The 22,276-nt window shown below is 60.2% G+C and carries 18 protein-coding genes, 1 tRNA gene and 4 pseudogenes; 11 read left to right on the top strand and 12 right to left on the bottom strand.

Features of this window, described 5'->3' with window-relative positions:
* Positions 1-624: 624 nt before the first annotated feature.
* Positions 625-821 (bottom strand): annotated as a pseudogene (locus AB7M32_RS15645) (IS5/IS1182 family transposase); the annotation flags it as partial.
* A gap of 251 nt (positions 822-1,072) precedes the next feature.
* Between AB7M32_RS15645 and AB7M32_RS15640 the strand changes: the two are divergent.
* From AB7M32_RS15640 to AB7M32_RS15630, 3 genes and pseudogenes are all read left to right on the top strand, one after another.
* On the top strand, positions 1,073-1,717 hold the full coding sequence (locus AB7M32_RS15640) for a hypothetical protein (protein ID WP_454250442.1): 645 nt from the start codon (positions 1,073-1,075) through the stop codon (positions 1,715-1,717).
* A 101-nt stretch (positions 1,718-1,818) separates the two neighbouring features.
* Positions 1,819-2,079 (top strand): annotated as a pseudogene (locus AB7M32_RS15635) (transposase); the annotation flags it as partial.
* A 42-nt stretch (positions 2,080-2,121) separates the two neighbouring features.
* The gene (locus tag AB7M32_RS15630) at positions 2,122-2,268 is read left to right on the top strand and encodes a hypothetical protein (RefSeq protein ID WP_454250441.1); all 147 of its coding nucleotides are present in this window, start codon (positions 2,122-2,124) and stop codon (positions 2,266-2,268) included.
* Between the two features lie 70 nt (positions 2,269-2,338).
* On the opposite strand, the pseudogene AB7M32_RS15625 reads toward AB7M32_RS15630, so the two are convergent.
* From AB7M32_RS15625 to AB7M32_RS15585, 9 genes and pseudogenes are all read right to left on the bottom strand, one after another.
* A pseudogene (locus AB7M32_RS15625) lies at positions 2,339-2,542 on the bottom strand (Arm DNA-binding domain-containing protein); the annotation flags it as partial.
* A 288-nt stretch (positions 2,543-2,830) separates the two neighbouring features.
* The gene (locus tag AB7M32_RS15620; protein ID WP_454250440.1) at positions 2,831-4,213 is read right to left on the bottom strand and encodes a J domain-containing protein; all 1,383 of its coding nucleotides are present in this window, start codon (positions 4,211-4,213) and stop codon (positions 2,831-2,833) included.
* 6 nt (positions 4,214-4,219) lie between these two features.
* Entirely contained in the window at positions 4,220-5,911 is a 1,692-nt protein-coding gene (locus AB7M32_RS15615) for an Hsp70 family protein (RefSeq protein WP_454250439.1), read from the bottom strand.
* Positions 5,912-7,046: 1,135 nt separating this feature from the next.
* Positions 7,047-7,122 (bottom strand) — tRNA-Gly (locus AB7M32_RS15610).
* Positions 7,123-7,185: 63 nt separating this feature from the next.
* A complete protein-coding gene (gene pgsA / locus AB7M32_RS15605) occupies positions 7,186-7,746 on the bottom strand; it encodes a CDP-diacylglycerol--glycerol-3-phosphate 3-phosphatidyltransferase (RefSeq protein WP_092198777.1) in 561 nt (186 codons plus the stop codon).
* A 32-nt stretch (positions 7,747-7,778) separates the two neighbouring features.
* Complete coding sequence (uvrC, locus tag AB7M32_RS15600) at positions 7,779-9,602, bottom strand: excinuclease ABC subunit UvrC (RefSeq protein WP_454250438.1); 1,824 nt, start codon at positions 9,600-9,602, stop codon at positions 7,779-7,781.
* Between the two features lie 2 nt (positions 9,603-9,604).
* Positions 9,605-10,246, bottom strand: a complete 642-nt coding sequence (gene gacA, locus AB7M32_RS15595; protein ID WP_003200277.1) for a response regulator transcription factor GacA — start codon at positions 10,244-10,246, stop codon at positions 9,605-9,607.
* Positions 10,247-10,373: 127 nt separating this feature from the next.
* Complete coding sequence (locus AB7M32_RS15590; protein ID WP_454250437.1) at positions 10,374-10,808, bottom strand: GNAT family N-acetyltransferase; 435 nt, start codon at positions 10,806-10,808, stop codon at positions 10,374-10,376.
* A 7-nt stretch (positions 10,809-10,815) separates the two neighbouring features.
* On the bottom strand, positions 10,816-11,577 hold the full coding sequence (locus AB7M32_RS15585; RefSeq protein WP_454250436.1) for a carbon-nitrogen hydrolase family protein: 762 nt from the start codon (positions 11,575-11,577) through the stop codon (positions 10,816-10,818).
* Between the two features lie 155 nt (positions 11,578-11,732).
* On the opposite strand from AB7M32_RS15585, the gene AB7M32_RS15580 reads away from it, so the two are divergent.
* Together AB7M32_RS15580 and AB7M32_RS15575 are read left to right on the top strand one after the other, a co-directional pair.
* The gene (locus tag AB7M32_RS15580; protein WP_454250435.1) at positions 11,733-11,861 is read left to right on the top strand and encodes a hypothetical protein; all 129 of its coding nucleotides are present in this window, start codon (positions 11,733-11,735) and stop codon (positions 11,859-11,861) included.
* Positions 11,862-12,191: 330 nt separating this feature from the next.
* Entirely contained in the window at positions 12,192-13,262 is a 1,071-nt protein-coding gene (locus AB7M32_RS15575) for a 3-deoxy-7-phosphoheptulonate synthase (protein ID WP_454250434.1), read from the top strand.
* A 159-nt stretch (positions 13,263-13,421) separates the two neighbouring features.
* Here AB7M32_RS15575 and AB7M32_RS15570 read toward each other — a convergent pair whose 3' ends face one another.
* Positions 13,422-14,483 (bottom strand): hypothetical protein, encoded by a 1,062-nt coding sequence (locus tag AB7M32_RS15570; protein ID WP_454250433.1) that lies wholly within the window; start codon positions 14,481-14,483, stop codon positions 13,422-13,424.
* Between the two features lie 323 nt (positions 14,484-14,806).
* On the opposite strand from AB7M32_RS15570, the gene AB7M32_RS15565 reads away from it, so the two are divergent.
* The 6 genes from AB7M32_RS15565 to AB7M32_RS15540 all read left to right on the top strand — a co-directional run bounded on the left by AB7M32_RS15565 (position 14,807) and on the right by AB7M32_RS15540 (position 21,732).
* Positions 14,807-15,676: a lipase family alpha/beta hydrolase gene (locus AB7M32_RS15565; protein ID WP_454250432.1), complete on the top strand. Its 870-nt coding sequence runs from the start codon at positions 14,807-14,809 to the stop codon at positions 15,674-15,676.
* A 96-nt stretch (positions 15,677-15,772) separates the two neighbouring features.
* Positions 15,773-16,054, top strand: coding sequence for a peptidylprolyl isomerase (locus AB7M32_RS15560; protein ID WP_072405155.1), 282 nt, complete (start codon positions 15,773-15,775; stop codon positions 16,052-16,054).
* Positions 16,055-16,182: 128 nt separating this feature from the next.
* Complete coding sequence (locus tag AB7M32_RS15555; RefSeq protein ID WP_454250431.1) at positions 16,183-18,051, top strand: extracellular solute-binding protein; 1,869 nt, start codon at positions 16,183-16,185, stop codon at positions 18,049-18,051.
* Positions 18,051-19,109, top strand: coding sequence for a microcin C ABC transporter permease YejB (locus tag AB7M32_RS15550; protein ID WP_454250430.1), 1,059 nt, complete (start codon positions 18,051-18,053; stop codon positions 19,107-19,109). The genes AB7M32_RS15555 and AB7M32_RS15550 overlap by 1 nt, the downstream gene beginning before the upstream one ends.
* Positions 19,109-20,131 carry an ABC transporter permease gene (locus AB7M32_RS15545; protein WP_072405158.1) on the top strand — a complete coding sequence of 341 codons (1,023 nt, stop codon included), beginning with the start codon at positions 19,109-19,111 and terminating at the stop codon, positions 20,129-20,131. Before AB7M32_RS15550 ends, AB7M32_RS15545 begins: the two co-directional genes overlap by 1 nt.
* Positions 20,132-20,157: 26 nt before the next feature.
* Entirely contained in the window at positions 20,158-21,732 is a 1,575-nt protein-coding gene (locus AB7M32_RS15540) for an ABC transporter ATP-binding protein (RefSeq protein ID WP_454252145.1), read from the top strand.
* Positions 21,733-21,753: 21 nt separating this feature from the next.
* Here AB7M32_RS15540 and AB7M32_RS15535 read toward each other — a convergent pair.
* Positions 21,754-22,200: pseudogene (locus tag AB7M32_RS15535) on the bottom strand (methyl-accepting chemotaxis protein); the annotation flags it as partial.
* Between the last annotated feature and the right edge of the window lie 76 nt (positions 22,201-22,276).

Here is a 22,276-nt window from a genome sequence, read left to right as displayed (position 1 = left end):
CTTTTCTGGCATCTGAGGCTTAAGCGCTATAAATTTTCATGTGCGCTCAGCATTTCGCTATAAACTAAATAACAAAAAAGTCTAAATAATTTATAGATACGCTACACCAGACACCTTAGGAAAAAGCAACGCCCATTCGTCAGGAAGGATTGTTTTTAAGCCAAATATTCCAACGCCATATGCGGCGGTTATCATCGAAATAACAAGCACGTAGGCACCGCGCTTAAGTCAACCTAATACTTAATATTTGGGCATAGGTGGCTTTCTAACAAAGATATCAAAAAGCCATCATTCAATCTATGTGTCTTACAGTCGTGAGTTTCCAGAGCAAAGCGGCTGTCTAGGACAGTTCCGCCAACTGCGCTTGCTTGAAATCCGATAAGTCTCTGATTATAAAAATATTTTTGTATAGCCCTGTTGGACCCGTATCGGGTTTCTGTTCCAGAGGAGGCCACGCAAGACAAGTCAATATTCGACCAACGGCAGGATTTGAGGTCTAAACGGCGAGATTCGCGCCACTTTTGGCATCGACACGCTCAGGGTTGCCAGAGCTACCATGCCCTCGCATGTCGTGGATAGTCAGAGGTAATGCTGCATCTCGGGGGGCTATTCTCCTGTTTGTCCCCGCCACTCAGAGCGAATTCCATAGCAGTAGCCAACGATCATGCGGATCATCAGCTCAGGATTAATCGAAGGACGTCAAATCGACTATAGAACTCAGCGGGGTGAAGGCGCAGCTCGCTCAGATCGATACACTGATTAATGCAGCGCAGAAGGTAATTGGCGGAAATGAGACACTCAAGGTTCAACCAGTAAAACAGCCGCTACCGCCTACTTGATAACCGTCCCATCATTCCGTGCGATCGCCCGCCGGCCGATGCAGAAATCTTGCTGTCGGTCAGACAGCGGAGCTAATTTTTAAACCGAACCGGCCGATACTAGCCGGCGGCCGGCCAAAAAACGCCAGGCAGTTTGTCTAGACCATCCCCAACAGCTGATGCAAAAAGGCCAATCTGTGTACCTACATCGTTGGAGCTACACCCTATTAACTTGTCTGTTGCCACAGTTAAGCTTGGCCAGCACACTGCATATAGATCCTCGTGCCGAGAGCCTTTACCAAGAAGCGGTCCCGTACCTACTACAAGCGAATGACAAGCTCGAAGCAGTGACAGCTGATACCCCAACAACAAGCGAAGAGGAGAGGCAGCGCTCCCTAACCCTAGCCGAAGAAGGAGGCGCACTACTCAAACCTGCCTTTACTTTGCTTGAACAAGCAGCGGCCCTTGATCATCCCGTAGCCCAATATCGTCTCGGATTGATTTACGCAATGCTGTCTCCGAGCGAAGTGATCAAAGAGAAAGCTTGCCCCTTGTTCGAACGAAGTCTCGCCCAAGGCTTCGCTCCGCCAGCACTTGAAATTGCCTCCTGGTGCTTGGCGTTTACCGATACGCCCGAGTACCAAAAAGCCTTGCAGGCCATAGAAACCAGCATGCCACTCTACGAAAAGTATTTTCCACAACCTGTTGTCCGACTTGAATGCAAGCCTGAGGAACCTGTGGGTTTCGCCATGCAATGGGGCAACGCTCGTGATTATCAAGCTGAAATCTACCGCCTACAGGGCGACAGCAATCGTGCGCGTCGCTTGGAGTATTACCAGAAGGCTATCGATACCAATGACTGTTACAAGGCAATACGACGCATGGAATATCTTAAATAGTCTCCCGCCCGTTACTGGTTCCAATGCATGGCGGTTGTGTAGTGGTCTAATGAAACCGGACACCCATTTAGGCGAGGATGCTCGCCAGATAGAGGTGTCTGATGACCAAGCAACGTCGTTCCTTTTCAGCTGAATTCAAACGCGAGGCCGCAGGCCTCGTGCTCGATCAAGGCTATAGCCATATCGAAGCCAGCCGCTCGCTCGGGGTGGTCGAGTCCGCATTACGTCGCTGGGTTAACCAACTCCAGCAGGAGCGCAACGGCGTGACTCCGCAGAGCAAAGCGCTGACGCCCGAGCAGCAGAAAATCCAGGAACTGGAGGCTCGAATCGCCCGACTTGAGCGGGAGAAATCCATCTTCCAGTGGGTGCTCCAGTAGCCATCCCGGTGTGACGATGTCGCCACGATGAATCAAGACGCAGTGCGCCGCTACAAGATCGGTGTCACCGAGGATCCGTGGCTGAAGACACAGAACAGAGAGAAAACGAGCCAGCCTGGAATGAACGGCGTGCTCAGCTCCGGCCACACCAACCGCAAGTTATCGATGGACTGAGGACTTACATCGCATCGACGTTAAAACAACGCTCAGGGGTACTTTGCGGGGGCAACAGTTTGGCATTGAGCTCAAGGCGTCGTTGATCGCGGGGATCGATACACTTCGCGACCAGCGCCCTGGCGATATCATGCAGAGCGCGAGCATCGCGTAGACCTACTTCAGGAAAAGTACCGAGCGAGATACGAGGCTGTTTGCCCGCCCAAGAAAAGCGGAAGTGCCAGCTCTTGGTGCCTTTCGTATTCACGAAAAGCGCAAGGCCATTAAAGCATGCATTTGCGGATTGGTTACGCGAGCACTTTCCTGCGCTTCACCCAAAGTGGTTCAAGGCGGAATGAGCTCTGATGTCGGGCAGGCTCAAACCAGGATCGCGAACTGCCGCTAGCAGTGGAACCTGACGAAGCTTTCAAGCGCCACGCGCGACGTGACGAGCTTGTTTTCGACCTTGGCATCGTTTGCGTATCCCAAGCTCATCGCACGCACTATGATCTTGTCTTCGGGCCAGTTCAGATTCTTCGCCATCAGTTGGCGATACAGGTTGAACGCCGCCCGCGGAGATGTATCAGTAAGCGACACCTTTCATACGAAAGTACACCGTCGCAGCCATCACCAGCACCACAATCACAACCACAAGACCTTGGTGTTGCAGCTTGTGGCAAAGCCGCCCGACCCAAAGTTTAACGGCGCGCAATGCTCGGGCCCACATGGAAACCTTACCGCCGCTCAGCGCTTGATTCGTGAAGAAGAGGATGCCGAGGAACACCGTTATTGCGCCTCCCCACCGCAGCCATGGAGCGCCGCCGGACCATATGTACGCCAAAGCTGCGGGCACTGCGCTAGGAAGTATGTGGCGCAGCAAAAGCAGCCCGGCGCCCTGTCGGTACCAACGGCGAGGGATTAACCACTGGCTGAGCAGCACGTCCAACCGGACCGCTGCCAGCGCCACCAGCGCCCATATTTCGTAAGCCTTCATGCCGACCCAGTTCACTACGATCATCAGCACCGGCATTAAAACCGCCGAGCCTGGTCCATCCCTTCTGATCAGACCGGTGAACACCGACGTGAAAAGCACCACAGACAGCGCCGCCCAGAGGAATAGGTAGATGCCTCGATAGCTTGTAGGGGGTAGCCAATCCCGCCAGTTGTCAAGTGGTTGCAACCCAAACTGCTCGGGCACCTCTGGATACTGATATTCGACCGCTTGAGCGAGCTGGACAAAACGTTGCCAGTCACCGCTGTCAAAGCCATCGGCCAATTCACGGCGGTGAACGTCCGCCATGGGTTTCAGCAGCAGAGCGGTAGGCTTCCCGTGAATTTTATCGGTGTCGAACCTGGCAAGCTCCGCCCGCACCGTCTCGGCAAAGGCTTGCGCCTCGCACCGTCTGATCAGGCGGTCCCAGCGCCAATATTCACAAGGCAGCGTGGCCTGGGCTTCATCCCACCCCATGACCTTGCACACCCCATCGAAAAAGGCAGGCGACCAGCCTTCCGCGGACTCGAGCCAGTCCAGAACGCTCTGCTCGAACTGCTGGCGGCGCTCGAACGGCAGTAGCCAGTCACTTGCCAGCCAAACGCGAAGCGCGTCCATTACCTGGCGGTCCCGGCCCTCGGCCAACCATTGCTGCATCTGGTCAAGGGACGGTTCCGGCGGGCTGATGGGCATTGGGACGTCGATATCGTCCAAAGAAATGGCGAGCGTAGGCGCCCGCGCAATGGGAGATGAGTCCGGGGTTGGCTCGACGGCTAGCGAGGCATAGGTGCCTTCATCATCAGCCTGAGCGCGCCACTGTACCTCGGCCAGCGTAGCCTCGTACGCTTGCCGTAGACGCTGAAACTCATCAGGATTTTCATCAGGACGATGGACTTTGAGCAGCCGTGCATAGGCGCGCTTTATACTGCGTTCGTCCGCGTCGGGGGCAAGGCCCAGCATTTGCCAATGGCTCATAATGACTTACCTCTCCATCTCGAAGTGGGCAAGGCGCAGGCTGATGTCGCCACGGGCTTCACGGATTCGGTGTTCGTCTTGGGTGTCAAGCAATTGCTGGAAGTGGTTCGCCAGCACGGCAATATGGTCTCGCCCGTCGCCAAGGCTTTCCTGATATAGGCGATCTAGCCGAGCCAGCAGCAGCGTATTGACCTGCTGGTCCCGTGGATGCACTTTCAATGCTTCAAGGGCGGCCAATCGTCGGGCGATTTCTTCAGGGGCCAGTACGCCAGGGTTGTTTTCGATGACCAACCGGCGGGTTTCGCCATTGATGGGCAGATGCACCTGGGCTTCGAGCAGACCGTTGTTATCGTAAGTAAAGCGCACATCCAGGGTGATCTCCCCGGCCTTGCGCGGTGGCACCGGAATTTCCAGCTCACCGAGAAAAATATTGTTGGCCACCAACCGGCTTTCGCCCTGGTAGATACCCAGCCTGACCACTTTTTGGTTGTCGCTGAGGGTCGACACGTTACGGGAGCGACTCACCGGCACCACCGTGTTGCGCTCGATGATAGGCAAGTAGTGACCGCTTTGGTACTGGTTGCCCAGCTGTACCGAGGTTTCGATGCCCAAGGTGTAAGGGCATACATCGGTCAGCACCACTTCTTCCAGGGAAGCATCGCGTGCTTTCAGTGCCGCCTGGATAGCCGCGCCCTGCGCCACTACCTCGTCCGGATTGAGCTGCATCGCCGGGATCCGCCCGAACAGCGTCGCGACCAACTTGCGCACCAGAGGCATACGCGTGGTACCGCCGACCAACAGTATTTCGTCCAAGTCTGCGACTTTGATCCGGGCATCACGTAGCGCGCGTTCGATCGGCGCGCGCAGCCGATCCAGTAACGGCTGGACGATGTCCGTCAGATCGCTCTGGGTCAGTTCCAGACTCCACTCACGTGTCTGCTCGCGCAGCACAAAGCGCGCAACCGGCGCCTGACCCAAGGCATGACGAACACGCTGCGCCTCGCGACGCAATCGCTGCGCCATGCCTGGCTGGGAAGTGTCAGGGAGATCGCGGGTATCGATACTGGTGATGAAATGCTCGACGAGTCGGTCATCAAAATCTTCGCCACCAAGGAAGTTGTCGCCGGCACTGGCGCGCACTTCCATGACTCCTTCGAACAGCTCCAGAATGGAGACGTCGAAGGTGCCGCCACCCAGGTCGAACACCAGGAAGGTGGCCTCGTCCCGCTGTTGCAGGCCGTAGGCCAACGCCGCGGCTGTGGGTTCGTTGATCAATTTTTCGACCTTCAGGCCCGCCAGCTCTCCAGCAATACGCGTGGCCTTGCGCTGGGCATCGCTGAAATAAGCCGGCACACTGATCACAGCTTCGAGAACAGGCACGCCCAAGGCTCGCTCGGCGTCAGCCTTGAGACTGCGCAGCAGCATCGCCGAAAGCTCCTCCGCGCGGTAGGCCCGCCCGCCCAGCAACGTTTCACGGGCACTGCCCATGTATCGCTTGAACAATGACGCGGTGAGGTGCGGGTGGGTGTGCAGCCTTTCGCGAGCGATATCGCCGGCGATCAACTGGCCATCGTCGTCGAGGCCAACGACGCTCGGGGTAAGAAGATTGCCCAGGGCATTGGGCAGTAGCCGGGCGTGTTCGCCGTCCCAGCCCGCCACCAGGCTGTTGGTGGTGCCCAGGTCGATACCTATGATCACTGTCACTTTTCCTTAGTTGACGCGGTCGGCCAGCAGAGCACCGCATCGCGGCTCAGTCAATACTGATGCAGACGCGGTTCGAGGATTCATGGTCGGGGGTATCGGCGGCGTGGGCGATGGCTTTAGGGGCCGGGAATTAGAGAGAGGGAATTTGACGAAGAAGCGACGCTGTGCTCATCCTCCCAATCGGAAGCTCCTTCCTACACTGTAGTCCAGCAAGAGCATCAGTACCCACTACGCTCAATGCCTTGAACGCATTGATCGGGACGGGTGGCTGACAGTGTTCCAATGAACGGGCACAACTCATGCCCGAGAAGGATCAGAGCGACATCACGGTGGTCACATAGCCCCCTGCGAGCACAGGCTTGCCGGCATTATCCAACAATTCATAGCGCTGATGTAATAACGCCCGCCGACCCTACTGTCGGCAACCAGTCTGGCAGAAACACCGGCCCGATCTGCTGTGACGGTGTTCTTCGTGGCGAGCGGGGTTACGTCGAGCTGCACTTGGACATTTATTGAATTCAATTGCGGAACTGTAAGCAACGCGGGACTGACACCCAGGTTCGACAATGTTTCCCGTGAAGTGGATCTCCCCGCGACAGCTAGGCAGCTTGGAGCTGGAGGTCGATGACGAGGCGAACCTGACACGCTTACGGTTGCAGCTACCGTCCAGGAACTGAAGTGTTGCGGTTTCGGGCTGAACAGGCCTGACAGGAGCGAAGTACGATCTGCCCGTACGGTGGGTGCGGCGAACAGACCCTCAGACGCCGACTGTTCCAACCTCAACGCCAGCCACAATATTGATCATCCTCTGAATCGCCATGCCCTGAATCATCTTTGGTTTTGTAGGCGCATCGACTGTTTTTGGCCAATCCTGTTGAAAAAAAGGCGACCATGGTTTCCGCAGCAGAAAAGTATGCGTCCGAGATTGAAATCTTTATTTTCGGCAGAGGCTTCCGCTCAGATTTCACGTAGCAGGGTGAAAAAGAGGCGTTTTAACCCGCCAATGACCAGGCTGTTTGGGCGCGCCGACTTTCTCAAAACAATCGGCGGAAGGCAGCCTTTTCGAATGAGCGCAGGCATTTCTCACGCAAAAAAAAGCCACTCATCTGAGTGGCTTTTTTCTGAATCTTGGAGCGGGAAACGAGACTCGAACTCGCGACCCCGACCTTGGCAAGGTCGTGCTCTACCAACTGAGCTATTCCCGCGTCTTGGTGTGGCGCATTCTATAGGTTCAGATTCCGCCGTCAACCCTTTGATTCAAAAAAGTTTTATTTCGGCTCTACATCCGTCCGCAGATGCGGCCAGGCGGCGCGCAGGTATTGAACCATCGACCACAACGTCAAGCCTGCGGAAATGAGCAGCAGCGCATAGCCCAACAGCACCCAGAAGCTGAAATCCGACGGGTTGGCCAGCAGGATCACCAGCGCGAGCATCTGCGCGGCGGTTTTCCATTTGCCGAGGTTCGACACGGCAACCTGGGCGCGGGCGCCCAGCTCGGCCATCCATTCACGGAGCGCCGAGACGACGATTTCGCGACCAATGATCACCGCCGCCGGCAAGGTGAGCCAAAGGTTGCCATGTTCCTGCACCAGCAGCACCAGGGCCACCGCGACCATCAGCTTGTCGGCCACCGGATCGAGGAAGGCACCGAACGGCGTGCTCTGCTCCAGGCGTCGGGCCAAATAACCATCCAGCCAGTCCGTCGCGGCGGCGAAGGCGAAGACCGAGGCGGAGGCCACGTAGCTCCAGTGGTACGGCAAATAGAACAGCAATATGAAGATCGGGATGAGCAGGACGCGTAGGACGGTAATCAGGTTTGGGATATTCATCGGCACAACTGGCTACGAGGTTGACGGGCATTCTACTCGCTATGCAGGTTTGCATAAATCGACTCTGCGAGCTTTTTACTGATACCGGGTGCTTTGGCTATCTCCTCGATGCTGGCACGAGACAGTTCCTGCAATCCACCAAAATGTTTCAACAAGTCGCGACGGCGCGTCGGGCCGACGCCTGCCACACCCTCAAGTGTAGACGTACGGCGCGTCTTGCCACGGCGGGCACGGTGTCCGGTGATGGCGAAACGGTGGGCTTCGTCGCGAATCTGTTGGATCAGGTGCAGCGCTGGCGAATCGCCCTTGAGGGTGAATTCATGGGCGGCATCGTTCAGGTACAAGGTCTCGAAACCGGCCTTGCGCGTCGCGCCTTTGGCCACGCCGAGCAGGATCAGGTCGGGGACCATCAGCTCATTGAGCACATCGCGGGCCATGGACAACTGGCCTTTGCCGCCGTCCACCAGGAGGATATCTGGCAACTTGCCCTCCCCGTCCTTCAGCTTGCTGAAGCGTCGCATCAACGCCTGATGCATCGCCGCGTAGTCATCGCCAGGCGTGACGCCTTCGATATTGTAACGGCGGTAATCGGACTTGATCGGGCCTTCCGGACCGAACACCACGCAGGAGGCCACGGTCGCCTCGCCGCTGGAGTGGCTGATGTCATAGCACTCCAGCCGTTGCGGCGGCTCATCCAGGTTGAGGACATCGGCCAGGGCATCGAACCGCGCTGCCACGTGTTGACGGTTGGCCAGGCGCGCGCCCAGGGCCTGTTCGGCGTTGGTCACGGCCAGTTGCTGCCAACGGGCACGGGTGCCGCGAACGCGGTGGCTGATGGTCAGTTCACGACCGCGGAGCTTGTCGATGGCCTCGATCAGGGCCGGGAAGTCCTCATGGACCACGTTGACGATCAACTCGGCAGGCAAGTCCCGTTCCGGACTGCTGATGTAGTACTGGCCCAGGAACGCCGCCATGACCTCGGACACGTCTTCCTCGATGCCCACTTGGGGGAAGAAGTTCTTGCTGCCCAGCACGCGACCGCCGCGCACGCTGATCAAGTGCACGCAGGCGCCGCCCGGGTTGATGAACGCGGCGACCACATCGACATCGCCACTGCCGCCTTCCATGCTTTGCTGGTCCTGCACACGACGCAGCAGACCGATCTGGTCGCGCAACTCGGCGGCGCGTTCGAATTCAAGGTTGACCGCCGCGTCCTCCATGGCTGCCGACAGTTCATCGGTCAGCGCATTGCTGCGGCCCTCCAGGAACATCACCGAGTGGCGCACGTCCTCGGCGTAGACCTGGGGCTCGACAAACCCCACGCAAGGCGCCTTGCAGCGCTTGATCTGGTACTGCAGGCAGGGCCGGGTGCGGTTCTTGTAGTAGCTGTCTTCACATTGGCGAACGAAGAAGGTCTTCTGCAGCAGGCTGAGGCTTTCACGAATCGCCCCGGCGCTGGGATAAGGGCCGAAATACCTGCCCTTGGCCTTCTTGGCCCCCCGATGAATGCTCAGGCGCGGAAACGCCCCGTCGGACAGAAACACGTAGGGGTAGGATTTGTCGTCACGCAGCAGGATGTTGTACGGCGGGCGCCATTCCTTGATCAGCGTCTGCTCGAGCAGCAGAGCCTCGGTTTCATTGGCGGTGATCGTCGTTTCGATTTGCGCGATGCGCCCCACCAGAGCAGAGGTCTTCGGGGCCAGACCGGTCTTGCGAAAGTAACTGGCCAGGCGTTTCTTGAGGTTCTTGGCCTTGCCGACATACAGCAGGCGCGCCTCGCTGTCGAACATGCGGTACACGCCGGGGCGACCGCTGCAGGTGGAGAGGAACGCGCTGGGATCAAACAATTCAGTCATTTTCAGGCGCTGGCATCGACCATGCCGTGGCGCACCGCCAACAGTGTCAATTCGACGTCGCTGCTGATCGAAAGCTTCTCGAAGATACGGTAACGGTAGGTGTTGACGGTCTTGGGGGACAGGCACAGCTTGTCGGAGATGATCTGTACCTTCTGGCAACCGACAATCATCAGGGCAATCTGGATTTCCCGTTCCGACAGCGCATCGAAAGGCGAATCGTTGGTCGGCTGGAACGACTTGATCGCCAACTGCTGGGCGATTTGCGGGCTGATGTAGCGTTGCCCGGCAAAAACCAGACGAATGGCCTGGACCATTTCGTTCAAGCCAGCGCCCTTGGTGAGGTAGCCCGCCGCGCCCGCTTGCAACAGCCGGGTGGGGAATGGGTCCTCTTCGCAGACGGTTACCGCGACCACCTTGATGTCCGGGTGGCTGCGCAGCAGTTTACGCGTGGCTTCAAGACCGCCGATGCCAGGCATCTTGACGTCCATCAACACCACGTCGGGTTTCAATTCACGTGCCTTGATCAGGGACTCTTCCCCGGATTCAGCCTGACCAACTACCTGCAGGCCGTCGATGTCAGCCAGCATTCGTGTAATGCCCGTACGGACGAGATCATGGTCATCGACCACTAACACCCTAATCAAGCAGACACCTCACGATTTGGTCTTATTTGGGTTGCACAACACCTTAGCAAAAAAGCATCCCGCAGACCTAGCGCAAAGGGACAGATAAAAGTTACAACGCATCTTTATCGGCACGACATCCGAGGCGTCAAGCACCGACGTCTCGCTGCATCCTCAGGAAACACTCGTCCTCGCCCACGACACGCAGGCCCATGCGTTCATACAACGACCTGGCGGGATTGTCCTTGAACACCGTCAAGCGCAGCGCCGGGCGACGTTCCAGCTTCACCAGGTCCCAAACCTGTCCGATCGTCCAGGTACCGGCGCCTTGCCCGCGGAACGCCTCGTTTATCTGCAGCTCACGGATATACAACGCCCGGGCATCACGGCTGAGGCTGACAAAGCCCAGCGCCTGGCCTTCACGACTGATTATCCAGTTCTGGCGAATGATCCAGGCCAGGTCGAACGCTTCGTCCTGCCAGAGCAAATCATGCCTGAGGTAATAGGCAAGCATGTTGTCGCAGGTCAACTGCCGGGCGAAGTCGATATCCCCGTTCGTTGCAGCACGCCACTCAAAGCTCATGAAGACCTCATTGAAGCGCTGTCACCGGCACGACTTGCCCGCCCCAGCCGTTGACGTCGCGGCGGGCAATCACCAACAGCTCGCCCGTACCCGGCGCCGCCGTGAGCAGTGAACCGTCCGGGCCCCAGATGGCACTGCGGCCAGCCGACTCCCAGCCTCCGGTGGCGCCGCCATGATTAGCCATCAGCACGGTCATGGCGTGCTGCCGGGCATAACCTTGCAACAACGTCGTATCGGGCATGTAGCCACCCTGGGTGATCAACACCCCTGCTGCATAGAGCGTAGCGCCCTGCCCGGCTGCCGCAGCCGCATGACTGGCGTGGGAAAAATCGGCACACACCGCCAGGGCAATGCGATCCTGCCCCACTGTCAGCATCGAGCCACCGTGGCCCGGGGCGAAGGCGACTTCTTCCCCTGGGTGCAGATGCTGCTTGCTGTAGACCCCGAGGGAGCCGTCGGCACCCAGGACCAACGCGCCGATCAACACCGGAGCGTCGACCGACAGCCGAATGGGCATACCCACCACGGCGGTCAGGCCGAGCGCTTGGGCCTGGTCACGCAGCGGTTTCAGCACGGCATCTTCCGACAGGATCGCCAGATCCGCCGCCAGGCTGCGTTCGTAGCCGGTGAGCGACAGTTCAGGGAATACCAGCAACTGCACTCCCTGCTCAGCGGCAGCCTCCATGAAACGCTGATGACACGCGAGGTTGGCGCGAAGGTCTCCCGCGACGGAAATCGACTGGGCGGCGGCGAAGACTGGAGCGGTCATGGGGTCATCCCTGGGAGCGGTGCAAACCTGAAGTTTGTCATAAAGCCAAGCGGACTCAAGCCGGGGCGAACAATTGCATGCCCCCGATAGAATTTTCTGATTGAACCGCCGCCCTGCCCTCTAGTAAGCTCAGTGCCATTCATCGGAGACAGACCATGTTCAACGCCCTCTCACCGCTTGACACCGCCAGCGCCCAGCGCTCGGTTGCGGCTGCCCGGGCGAAAAGCGTTCAAACTCCGGTCAGCTTTTATTTTGGGTATTGGTTTAGCCACTGGCGCGCCTGATACCCAACCGGCGCCCACTTTAAAACGGGTCGCCTTCCAGAGTTTTCCAAACCCCCGGTCGGCCTCCCGACCGGGGGTTTTGTTTTTCCGACCCCCTACATTTGCAGCACCAGACAACTTGAGGATTGAGCCATGAACTACGCCACTTATTACCGTTACGACAGTTTTTCCGCCTGGCGATTTACCAGCCACCGCTCGGGACAGCCTGCCGCCTCCGATCGGTCACCTACCGGTGGCAAGCCTCAATTGCGGGCCCGTACGGCCAATTGTCGAACACCCCACTAGGACCGGCGCGGGAACGAACCCGCTGCCCGTCCAGGAAGCCAGATCATGAATTCGTCCGTCTCTGCTTTGCCGCTGTCCACGCTCAACCCTGCCAACGAAGCCCTGACCCTGCGTCTGCCGAGCTCGTTGCAACTCAAGCATCAATTGCCGCTCAGCACCGCGTTGAGCCACCAAGTGAGCCTCCATCGCCAGGCCATCCGCGCGATCCTCAACGGCGAAGATGCCCGCCTGCTGGTCATCGTCGGCCCCTGCTCGATCCATGACCCCAAATCCGCCCTCGAATACGCCGCCAACCTGGCTCGCGTGGCCCACGAAGTGAGCGACAGCATGCTGTTGGTCATGCGCGCCTACGTGGAAAAACCCCGCACGACTGTGGGCTGGAAAGGCCTGGCCTACGATCCCGGCCTGGATGGCAGCGACGACATGGCCGCCGGCCTGACCTTGTCCCGGGAGTTGATGCGCGAAATGCTGCAACTGGGCCTGCCCGTCGCCACCGAACTGCTGCAACCCATGGCCGCCAGTTACTTCGATGACCTGCTCAGTTGGGTCGCCATTGGCGCTCGCACCACCGAATCGCAGATCCACCGGGAGATGGCCAGCGGGCTGGGCATGCCGGTGGGGTTCAAGAACGGCACGGACGGCGGGGTCGGCATTGCCTGCGACGCCATGCGCTCAGCGGCCCACCCCCATCGGCATTTCGGTGTCGACAGCCAGGGCCATCCGGCGATCATCCAGACCCCAGGCAACCCCGACACCCACCTGGTGCTACGCGGCGGCCATCGCGGGCCGAACTATGATCGCCAGAGCGTCACGCAGATACACAGCGACCTGACCCGCCTCAAGATACCAGCCCGGATCATGGTGGACTGCAGCCACGCCAACAGCGGCAAGGACCCGCTGCGTCAACCGCAGGTGTTCAATGACGTGCTGGACCAACGGCTGCAAGGGAACCGCTCCCTGATCGGCATGATGCTCGAAAGCCACCTGTTCGAAGGCTGCCAGTCGCTGGGCCCGTCGATGCGCTACGGCGTCTCGGTCACCGATGGTTGCCTGGGCTGGGAGTCCACCGAGCAACTGTTGCGCGAGGCCCATCGCAGGTTGCAATTGCCAGCCTGAGGTCCCGAACCCACTTTCCCCTGGAACCAGGGGACAGCATGGGGCCCTTTGTGGGAGCGAGCTTGCTCGCGATGGCGTCAGTTCCACCAGCCTTGGTGTTGCCTGACACACTGTCATCGCGAGCAAGCTCACTTCCACCAGGGTTGCGCGAGACTTCGCTCAGCCTGACGCGCTGGAACGCACCCGGACCGTCACCCACTCGGAGCGCTGGCTGACGTCATCCAGGCGCTCGACCTGATAGAACACGCTCACCGACCTGTCGCGCTGGTCCTGCCAGTAACTTGTGGGAATCACAAACATGAGCGGTTTACCTGCCGTGGCCTCGGTGATTTCGCGCTCAAGCACATAAGCGGAGCTGCCATTGCACTGCAACCAGACCAGCTCGCCCGCCTCAAGCCCGAGATCATCGATGACAATCGTCACCCCCTCTTGCGTGTCGTCGATCTCCAGCCAACCGTCGTTCATCTCCCGAATCTGAAGGGCCTTCAAGGCAGGACGCTGCAGTGGCCCGATGTGCAACGACAAGGGCTCAGCCCGACGCACCGAGTGTCCACGCCTGACGACATAGGCCAAGGTCAGGTCGTGTCCAGAATGGGGCGCGATCAGCGAATGATCGATCCAGAGCGATACCTTACGGCCAACCGCATGGGCTTCTATGTCCAGCACATCACGCCACAGCGCTTTGAAATCCTTGCTGGCCGTCAGGATCAGACGATCGCCGACGGCCATCCTGGCGTAGGGCCGAATGCTCACCCACGTGCCTTCAGGCACCCGGCTCGGATCGAGGCTGCCCCTCACCGCATCGTTGGCAATGGCAGGCAGCAGTTGCGGCGATGCATCGCCGATCTCCAGTTGCAGGTGTTCCGAAAACAGTGTGGCCGGCAACCGCTTGCCCGTCACCTGATAGGAGACCTCCAGCGACCCACCGTCCAACTCGGCGATATGCGGTTCGCGCACGACGAACACGACGTCTCGCCCCACTTGCCGCTCCGTGACGAACCCGGCCACTTCATGCCGGTAGGGTTCGCCATCGTTGTTGAGGCCGTGCCAATGCAGCAGCACCTCATCCCCGCAGGTCATCATGGGATAAGGCTTGACGGTCACCACGGCGTTGCGCCAGGCGGGGTTGATCACCCCGTCCCCGGCCGCTGCCAGGACCGGCGGCGGCAGCCTTGTTGCTGGGGTTGAACGGGATCGTTGAAGCGATGGATAGGTGATCATGTACAGGCTCCAGTCCTTGGATGAAGACACCGTTTGAATAACGGCGCCCGGCGGAGCCATTAAAACCCGATCGTGCCAAACCCACAGCCAGACAAGACGACAGCGCGAGTGGTCCCTGGCGCTCGAATCTGTAGCTGCAAACGACAGCAGTTATAGGAGACCTCCTACATCCTCAAGTACCGCCGGGTTACTTCCCACTCTTCCCACTTTTTTTATTCCGGTTTCCCTGGATCAGGGCGGTTTCTTCCTACACCGCACAGGATGAGCCTGCATTAGAGTGAAGTCGCAAATTCAAGGTGAACCTCCTCGAAAAAGGTACGAACATGCAACGGAATGCAACCACTCAATTTCCCATCCTGCTGGTCCATGGGTTGTTCGGGTTTGACAAGATCGGCGGCTTCGAACTTTTCCATGACATCAAACAGGCCCTACGCGCAGGCGGTGCCCGGGTGTTCATCCCGTACTTGTCGGCCACCCACTCCAACGAAGCCAGGGGTGAACAACTGCTGGTTCAGATCGATCGGGTTCTGGCCGGTACCGGTGCCACCCGGGTCAACCTGATCGGCCACAGTCAGGGTGCACTGGCCGCCCGGTATGCCGCCGCGCTGGCACCCGACAGGGTGGCCTCGGTCACCTCGATCAGCGGTCCCAACCATGGCTCCGAACTGGCCGACTTCCTGTGCAAGGCCCTTACTCCCGGACGGCTGCCAGGGCACGTGGCAAGGGGCGTCGCCACGCTGTTCGCCGATTTCATCTCGCTGCTGGACGGCCAGGCGCAGCTATCGCCAGCCGCTGTCGCTGCGCTGTCGGCGCTGAGCACTGAGGGCGTAGGCGCCTTTAATGACAAGTACCCCCAGGGTCTGCCGAAGCACTGGGGCGGGAACGGTCCGGACCGGGTCAACGGCGTGCGCTACTACTCATGGAGCGGCACGTTGCCAGAGGCGACGGATAAAGAACGGGAACCTTTGCAGGTTTTCTGCCGCGCCTTTTCTGAATACTTCATCACCGAAGCCGGGCAGAACGACGGCCTGGTCGGGCGCTTCAGTTCGCACCTGGGCAAGGTCATTCGCTCCGACTATCCCATGAACCACATGGAGGCTATCGGCCCGGGAGGCGGCAAGGCATGCCAGGGGACAGACCCCGCAGCGCTCTACCTGCGCCACGCCGAACGCCTGCGCAAAGCCGGCCTTTGATCGCCAGACCCAAGGTTTTGACGCAATTTTGACAACACCCCGTCAATGAATCCGGTAGGCTCAACACCTTTAAATACATCGAAAGGAATTTGCCCCATGGCCAAAGCCACTGCCCGCCACATCCTGGTTTCCACCGAAGACAAGTGCAACGAACTCAAGGCCCAGATCGAAGCCGGCGCCGACTTCGCCGAAGTGGCCAAGGCCAACTCCTCCTGCCCATCCAGCCGCCAGGGCGGCGACCTGGGTTCGTTCGGCCCGGGCCAGATGGTCAAGGAATTCGACACCGTGGTGTTCAGCGCACCGATCAATACCGTCCAAGGCCCGGTCAAGACCCAGTTCGGCTACCACCTGCTGGAAGTCACCAGCCGCCAGGACTGATCCCGATTTATCGGCATAACGGCCCGCCCTTCGGTGGGCCGTTGTGTTTGGGTCTCGCGAGGGACTGGCGATTCAGGCGCCGCTCGCGTACAAATCGTGTCATCGATCACCCGGCTCTAAGGCTGACAATGCGACTGGCGTTCCCTTCACTGCTATTGATTGCCGTGGTCCTGCTGACAGGCGCCACCGGCGTCGATGCAGCACCGCAACATGCCCTGACCGTGTATGGCGAGCCCGCCAAATATGCCGAAGGCTTCGGCCACTTCGCCTACGCCAACCCCCAGGCCCCAAAAGGTGGGACCATGCGCCGCTCGGCCGTGGAGATTGGCCACTTCGACCACATCCTGCCCTATATCGACAAAGGCATCGGCGTCAGCCAGATCGACGGAATGCTCTACTCGCCACTGGCCCAGCGCTCGCTGGATGAGCCCTATACCGTCTATGGCCTGGTGGCGCAGAAGATGGAGCGTGCAGACGATGGCCTGTCCTTGCGCTTCTACCTCAACCCCAAGGCCCGCTTCGCCGATGGCAAGCCCATCACCGCCCAGGACGTGCGCTACAGCTTCGAGCTGTTGATGACCCAAGGCAGCCTGCGCTATCGCACTCAGTTCGCGGCGGTCAAGGACGTCGTGGTCGAGGACGAGCGCACCGTGCGCTTCAACTTCAAGAACAACGAAAGCCGCACCCTGCCTCTGGACATCGCCACCCTGCCGGTCCTTCCCGAACATTGGTGGAAGACTCGCGACTTCGCCAACGGCGGCGGCTACGAGGCGCCACTGGGCAGCGGCCCCTACCGGGTGAGCAAAGTCGACTCCGGGCGCAGCATAACGTTCGAGCGCAATGCCGATTGGTGGGGCAAGGATTTGCCGGTCAGTCGCGGGCTCTACAATTTCGACCATTTCAGCATCGAGTATTTCGGCGACACTGACGTCGCCCGCCAGGTGCTGCGCGGCGGCGCCTATGACTACAATCGCGAATTCTCCGCCACCGGCTATTCCATCGGCTACGACGGCCCGGCCCTGCAGGACGGTCGCCTGCAAAAGGCCCACCTGGCCAAAGAGGCCCCCCAGGCCGCCCAGGGCTTTGTCTTCAATCTGCAAAAACCGCAGTTCCAGGACCGCCGCGTGCGCCAGGCCCTGGCCATGCTCTGGGATTTCGAATGGAGCAACCGCCAGATGATGCGCAACGTCTATGTGCGTCAGCAGAGTTACTTCTCCAACACTGACCTTGCCGCCCGAAAACTGCCCGACGCCGGCGAGCTGGCGATTCTGGAGCCTTTGCGCGGGCAGATTCCCGACGAAGTCTTCACCCAGGTCTTCCAGGCCCCGAAAACCGATGGCAGCGGCGTGATCCGCGACAAACAATTGCAAGCCCTGGCCTTGTTGGAACAGGCCGGCTGGAAACCCGACGGCGACCGCCTGGTGAATGCCGAGGGCGAACCGCTGAGCTTTACGTTCCTGAACAGCCAGAACGGTATCGACCGCCTGCTGCTACCCTACAAACGTACCCTGGCGCAAATCGGCATCGACATGAGCATCCGCCGCATCGACGCCTCCCAGTACGTCAATCGCCTGATGAGTCGCGACTACGACATGATCATCACCGGCTACCCCGTCAGCACCTCGCCGGGCATGGAACTCTACAACTACTTCGGTTCGGCCGCCGCCAACGATCCGGGGGCCAACAACTACATGGCCTTGAAGAACCCGGCGGTGGACGCGCTGATCGATGGTTTGGTCAAGGCCAGCACCCAAGCCGACATGCTGCGCCATGCCCACGCCCTGGACCGGGTGCTGCAATGGAATTACTACTGGATCCCCAACTATTACCCGCCGGGCAGTTCGACCGTGTGGTGGAACCGCTTCGGCATGCCCAAGGTTCAGGCCAGCAATGACGAAGCCATCGAAAGCTGGTGGGAAGTGAGCACCACACCGTTGACCAACGAGCAGATGCGCGCTGAACGCATCAGGCGCGGCACACCCGGAGGGCCGCATTGATGTGGGCTTATATCGCGCGGCGCCTGCTGCTGATCATTCCCACGCTGGTGATTATCCTGCTGGTGAACTTCGTCATCGTACAGGCCGCACCCGGCGGGCCGGTGGAACAGGCCATCGCCCATCTGCAAGGCATCGGCGGCACCAGCGTCGGCGGTTCGGGCAGTGAGATGAGCGGCCATTCCCGCGCCAGTCGCGGCCTGGACCCGCAACTGATCAAGGACATCGAGAAACAATACGGCTTCGATAAACCGGCCCACGAGCGCCTGTGGCTGATGCTCAGCAGTTATGCGCGCCTCGACTTCGGCAAGAGCTTCTTCCGCGGCGCGACGGTCACCGACCTGATCCTGGAAAAGATGCCGGTGACCATTTCCCTTGGGCTCTGGGCGACTTTGATCACCTACCTGGTGTCGATTCCCCTGGGCATTCGCAAGGCCGTGCGTCACGGCTCGGCATTCGACGTGTGGAGCAGCACCGCGATCATCATTGGCTACGCCATGCCGGCGTTCCTCTTCGCGATGTTCCTGATCGTGGTGTTCGCCGGCGGCACCTCCCTGAACTGGTTTCCGGTGCGCGGGCTGGTGTCGGACAACTTCGAGTCGCTGTCGGCGCTGGGCAAGATCGCCGATTATTTCTGGCACTTGGTACTGCCGGTCACCTCGCTGGTGATCGGCGGCTTCGCCACCTTGACGATCCTGACCAAGAACTCGTTCCTCAATGAAATCACCCGCCAGTACGTGGTCACGGCGCGGGCCAAGGGCATGAGCGAACAGCGGGTGCTCTACGGTCACGTGTTCCGCAATGCGATGCTGTTGGTGGTCTCCGGCATTCCCCAGGCGTTCATCAGCGTGTTCTTTGCCGGCTCCTTGCTGATCGAGGTGATCTTTTCCCTCGACGGGCTGGGCCGCATGAGCTACGAGGCCGCGGTATCCCGGGACTACCCGGTGGTGTTCGGCTCGCTGTTCATCTTCACGCTGTTCGGCCTGCTGATCAAACTCATCGGCGACCTCTGCTACACCCTGGTGGACCCGCGCATCGACTTCGCCGCGAGGAACGCCTGATGTTCAAGCTTTCCCCCTTGGGCCGCCGACGTTTCGAGCGTTTCAGGAAAAACCGTCGGGGCTGGTGGTCGCTGTGGCTGTTCATCGGCCTGTTCATCCTGAGCCTGGGCGGCGAGTTGATCGCCAATGACAAGCCATGGGTGGTGAGCTACCAGGGCTCGCTGTATTTCCCGGTATTCAAGCGCCACACCGAGCAGGAGTTTGGCGGGCAACTGCCGTTCCAGGCCGACTACCGCAGCAGCTACGTGCAGAACCTGATCCACAAGGACGGCGGCTGGCTGTGGTTTCCACCGATCCCGTTCAGCGACGACACCCCCAACTACGACCTCAACCAACCCGCCCCGAGCCCCCCCTCATCGGTGAACTGGCTGGGCACCGATGATCAGTCCCGGGACGTGCTGGCCCGGGTGATCTTCGGCGCGCGGGTGTCGATCCTGTTCGCCCTGGCCTTGACCGCCATCAGTGCGCTGATCGGCATCGCCGCCGGTGCGTTGCAGGGGTATTACGGCGGCTGGGTGGATCTGCTCGGACAGCGCCTGCTGGAAGTCTGGTCCGGGCTGCCGGTGCTCTATCTGTTGATCATCCTGTCCGGCTTCGTCGAGCCGAATTTCTGGTGGCTGCTGGGGATCATGGCGCTGTTTTCCTGGCTGGCCCTGGTGGACGTGGTCCGCGCCGAGTTTCTGCGCGGGCGCAACCTGGAGTACGTCAAGGCCGCCAGGGCCCTGGGGCTCAGTGATCGCAAGGTGATCGTGCGGCATATCCTGCCCAACGCGATGAACGCGACCCTGAGCTACCTGCCTTTCATCCTCACCGGGGCGATCTCCACCCTCACTGCCCTGGATTTCCTCGGTTTCGGCATGCCGGCCGGTAGCGCCTCCCTGGGCGAGTTGATCGCCCAGGGCAAACAGAACCTGCAAGCGCCATGGCTGGGGCTGACAGCGTTTTTCACCCTGGCGCTGATTCTTTCCCTGTTGGTGTTTATCGGCGAAGCGTTGCGAGACGCGTTCGACCCACGCTCTTGAAAACAACCATGAAGCGGACCCTTGAGATGAGCGACAACCTGATCGAAATCCGCGACCTGAGCGTGGCCTTCAACGACCAGACGGTGGTGCGCAACCTGTGCCTGGATATCCGCCCCGGCGAGTGCCTGGCCCTGGTGGGCGAGTCGGGCTCCGGCAAGTCGGTGACGGCCCATTCGATCCTGCAATTGCTGCCCGAGACCGGCACCCGCACCACCGGTAGCATTCGCTATCGTGGCCAGGAACTGCTGGGCGCCGACGCCAAGACCCTGCGGGAGTTGCGCGGCAACCGCATCGCCATGATCTTCCAGGAGCCGATGACCTCGCTGAACCCGCTGCACAGCGTCGAGAAGCAGATCGGTGAAACCCTGATGCTGCACCGGGGCCTGGGTGGCAAGGCGGCGCGCCAACGCATTCTGGAACTGCTGGCCCTGGTGGGCATTCAGAAACCCGCCGAGCGGCTCAAGGCCTACCCCCATCAACTGTCCGGCGGTCAGCGGCAACGGGTGATGATCGCCATGGCCCTGGCCTGCGAGCCGGAGCTGTTGATCGCCGACGAACCGACCACCGCCCTGGACGTGACCGTGCAACGCAAGATCCTGCTGTTGCTCAAGTCCTTGCAGCAACGGCTCGGCATGTCCTTGTTGCTGATCAGTCACGACCTGAATCTGGTGCGCAGCATCGCGCAACGGGTGTGTGTGATGAAGGCCGGGGAAATCGTCGAGCAGGCGCCGTGCGAAACCCTGTTCAGCGCACCGAAACATCCCTACAGCTGCGTGCTGCTGCACGCCGAACCGGAAGGCGAAGCCCTGCCCCGGGACGAGCGCGAAGACGTGTTGCAGGTGCGGGACCTGCGCGTGAGCTTTGCCCTGAGCGGCGGGTTGTTCCGGCGCAAGGAATACTTGCGCGCCGTGGACGGTATCAGCCTGAGCGTCCAGCGCGGCAAGACCCTGGGCATCGTCGGCGAATCCGGTTCCGGCAAGTCCACTCTCGGCCAGGCGATCCTGCGGCTGATCGAATCCGAAGGCAGCATCCACTTCCAGGGCCAGGCCCTCGAGCAGTTATCCCATAAGGCATTGCGGCCGTGGCGCAGGAAGATGCAGGTGGTGTTCCAGGATCCGTTCGGCAGCCTCAGCCCGCGAATGTCGGTGCAGCAGATCATCAGCGAAGGCCTCGAAGTCCACAGCCCATCCAGCCCCAGGGAGTGTGAGGCACGGGTGATCCAGGCCCTTGAGGAAGTCGGCCTCGATCCGCAGAGCCGCCACCGCTACCCCCATGAGTTTTCCGGCGGCCAGCGCCAACGCATCGCCATCGCCCGGGCCCTGGTGCTCAAGCCGGCCCTGATCCTGTTGGACGAACCGACCTCGGCCCTGGACCGCACCGTGCAGAAACAAGTGGTCGCGCTGCTGCGCCAGCTCCAGGAAAAGCACGGCCTGACCTACCTGTTCATCAGCCATGACCTGGCGGTGGTCCGCGCCCTGGCCCACGACATGATCGTGATCAAGGATGGCAAGGTGGTCGAGCAAGGCGCCAGTCACGACGTGTTCGATTCACCCCAGCATCCCTATACCAAAGAACTGTTGGCGGCGGCACTTCCCAGGTAAAGGTCGCCGCGACTCTAGCGCTCAACTGTCGCGGCGCTGATCCAGCGTTTGGGCAAATTCGCCAATGGCCTCCACGACCTGCTGCGCCCCTCGGTGGATGTCGAGGATAACGGTGCCCGCCTGGTTCGCCAGCTTCACGCCCTGCTCCGCCTTGAGGGTGCTGGACTGCATGCTGGTCACCGCCTGCCTGGCGAGGTCGCGGTTCTTGCCGACGACTTCGGTGATGGCCACCGTGGCCTGGCTCGTGCGCCGTGCCAGGTTGCGCACTTCATCGGCGACCACGGCGAAACCCCGCCCCTGTTCCCCGGCGCGCGCCGCTTCGATGGCCGCATTGAGCGCGAGCAGGTTGGTCTGTTCGGCGATCCCCCGGATGGCATCGACGATGCTGCCGATTTCCTCGGACTGGGCACTCAGCGCACTGATTCCCGTGGCCACCCGCTGGAGTTCATCGGCGATGCTTTGCACCACGGTGACCGTTTCCTGGACAACCGCCGTGCCAAGCTGGGTGTGCTCGTCGGTCTGCCGGGACGTCTCGAAGGCCAGC

The organism is Pseudomonas sp. R151218B TE3479 (assembly GCF_053629195.1).
This window is presented reverse-complemented; position numbering and strand designations above follow the sequence as displayed.

What these genes read in the sequence shown, in the direction of transcription:
- AB7M32_RS15630 (WP_454250441.1), top strand. Translation starts at nt 2,122, where the DNA reads ATGAATCAAGACGCAGTGCGCCGCTACAAGATCGGTGTCACCGAGGAT.
- AB7M32_RS15620 (WP_454250440.1), bottom strand. Translation starts at nt 4,213, where the DNA reads ATGAGCCATTGGCAAATGCTGGGCCTTGCCCCCGACGCGGACGAACGC.
- pgsA (WP_092198777.1), bottom strand. Translation starts at nt 7,746, where the DNA reads ATGAATATCCCAAACCTGATTACCGTCCTACGCGTCCTGCTCATCCCG.
- uvrC (WP_454250438.1), bottom strand. Translation starts at nt 9,602, where the DNA reads ATGACTGAATTGTTTGATCCCAGCGCGTTCCTCTCCACCTGCAGCGGT.
- AB7M32_RS15590 (WP_454250437.1), bottom strand. Translation starts at nt 10,808, where the DNA reads ATGAGCTTTGAGTGGCGTGCTGCAACGAACGGGGATATCGACTTCGCC.
- AB7M32_RS15585 (WP_454250436.1), bottom strand. Translation starts at nt 11,577, where the DNA reads ATGACCGCTCCAGTCTTCGCCGCCGCCCAGTCGATTTCCGTCGCGGGA.
- AB7M32_RS15580 (WP_454250435.1), top strand. Translation starts at nt 11,733, where the DNA reads ATGTTCAACGCCCTCTCACCGCTTGACACCGCCAGCGCCCAGCGCTCG.
- AB7M32_RS15575 (WP_454250434.1), top strand. Translation starts at nt 12,192, where the DNA reads ATGAATTCGTCCGTCTCTGCTTTGCCGCTGTCCACGCTCAACCCTGCC.
- AB7M32_RS15570 (WP_454250433.1), bottom strand. Translation starts at nt 14,483, where the DNA reads ATGATCACCTATCCATCGCTTCAACGATCCCGTTCAACCCCAGCAACA.
- AB7M32_RS15565 (WP_454250432.1), top strand. Translation starts at nt 14,807, where the DNA reads ATGCAACGGAATGCAACCACTCAATTTCCCATCCTGCTGGTCCATGGG.
- AB7M32_RS15560 (WP_072405155.1), top strand. Translation starts at nt 15,773, where the DNA reads ATGGCCAAAGCCACTGCCCGCCACATCCTGGTTTCCACCGAAGACAAG.
- AB7M32_RS15555 (WP_454250431.1), top strand. Translation starts at nt 16,183, where the DNA reads ATGCGACTGGCGTTCCCTTCACTGCTATTGATTGCCGTGGTCCTGCTG.
- AB7M32_RS15550 (WP_454250430.1), top strand. Translation starts at nt 18,051, where the DNA reads ATGTGGGCTTATATCGCGCGGCGCCTGCTGCTGATCATTCCCACGCTG.
- AB7M32_RS15545 (WP_072405158.1), top strand. Translation starts at nt 19,109, where the DNA reads ATGTTCAAGCTTTCCCCCTTGGGCCGCCGACGTTTCGAGCGTTTCAGG.
- AB7M32_RS15540 (WP_454252145.1), top strand. Translation starts at nt 20,158, where the DNA reads ATGAGCGACAACCTGATCGAAATCCGCGACCTGAGCGTGGCCTTCAAC.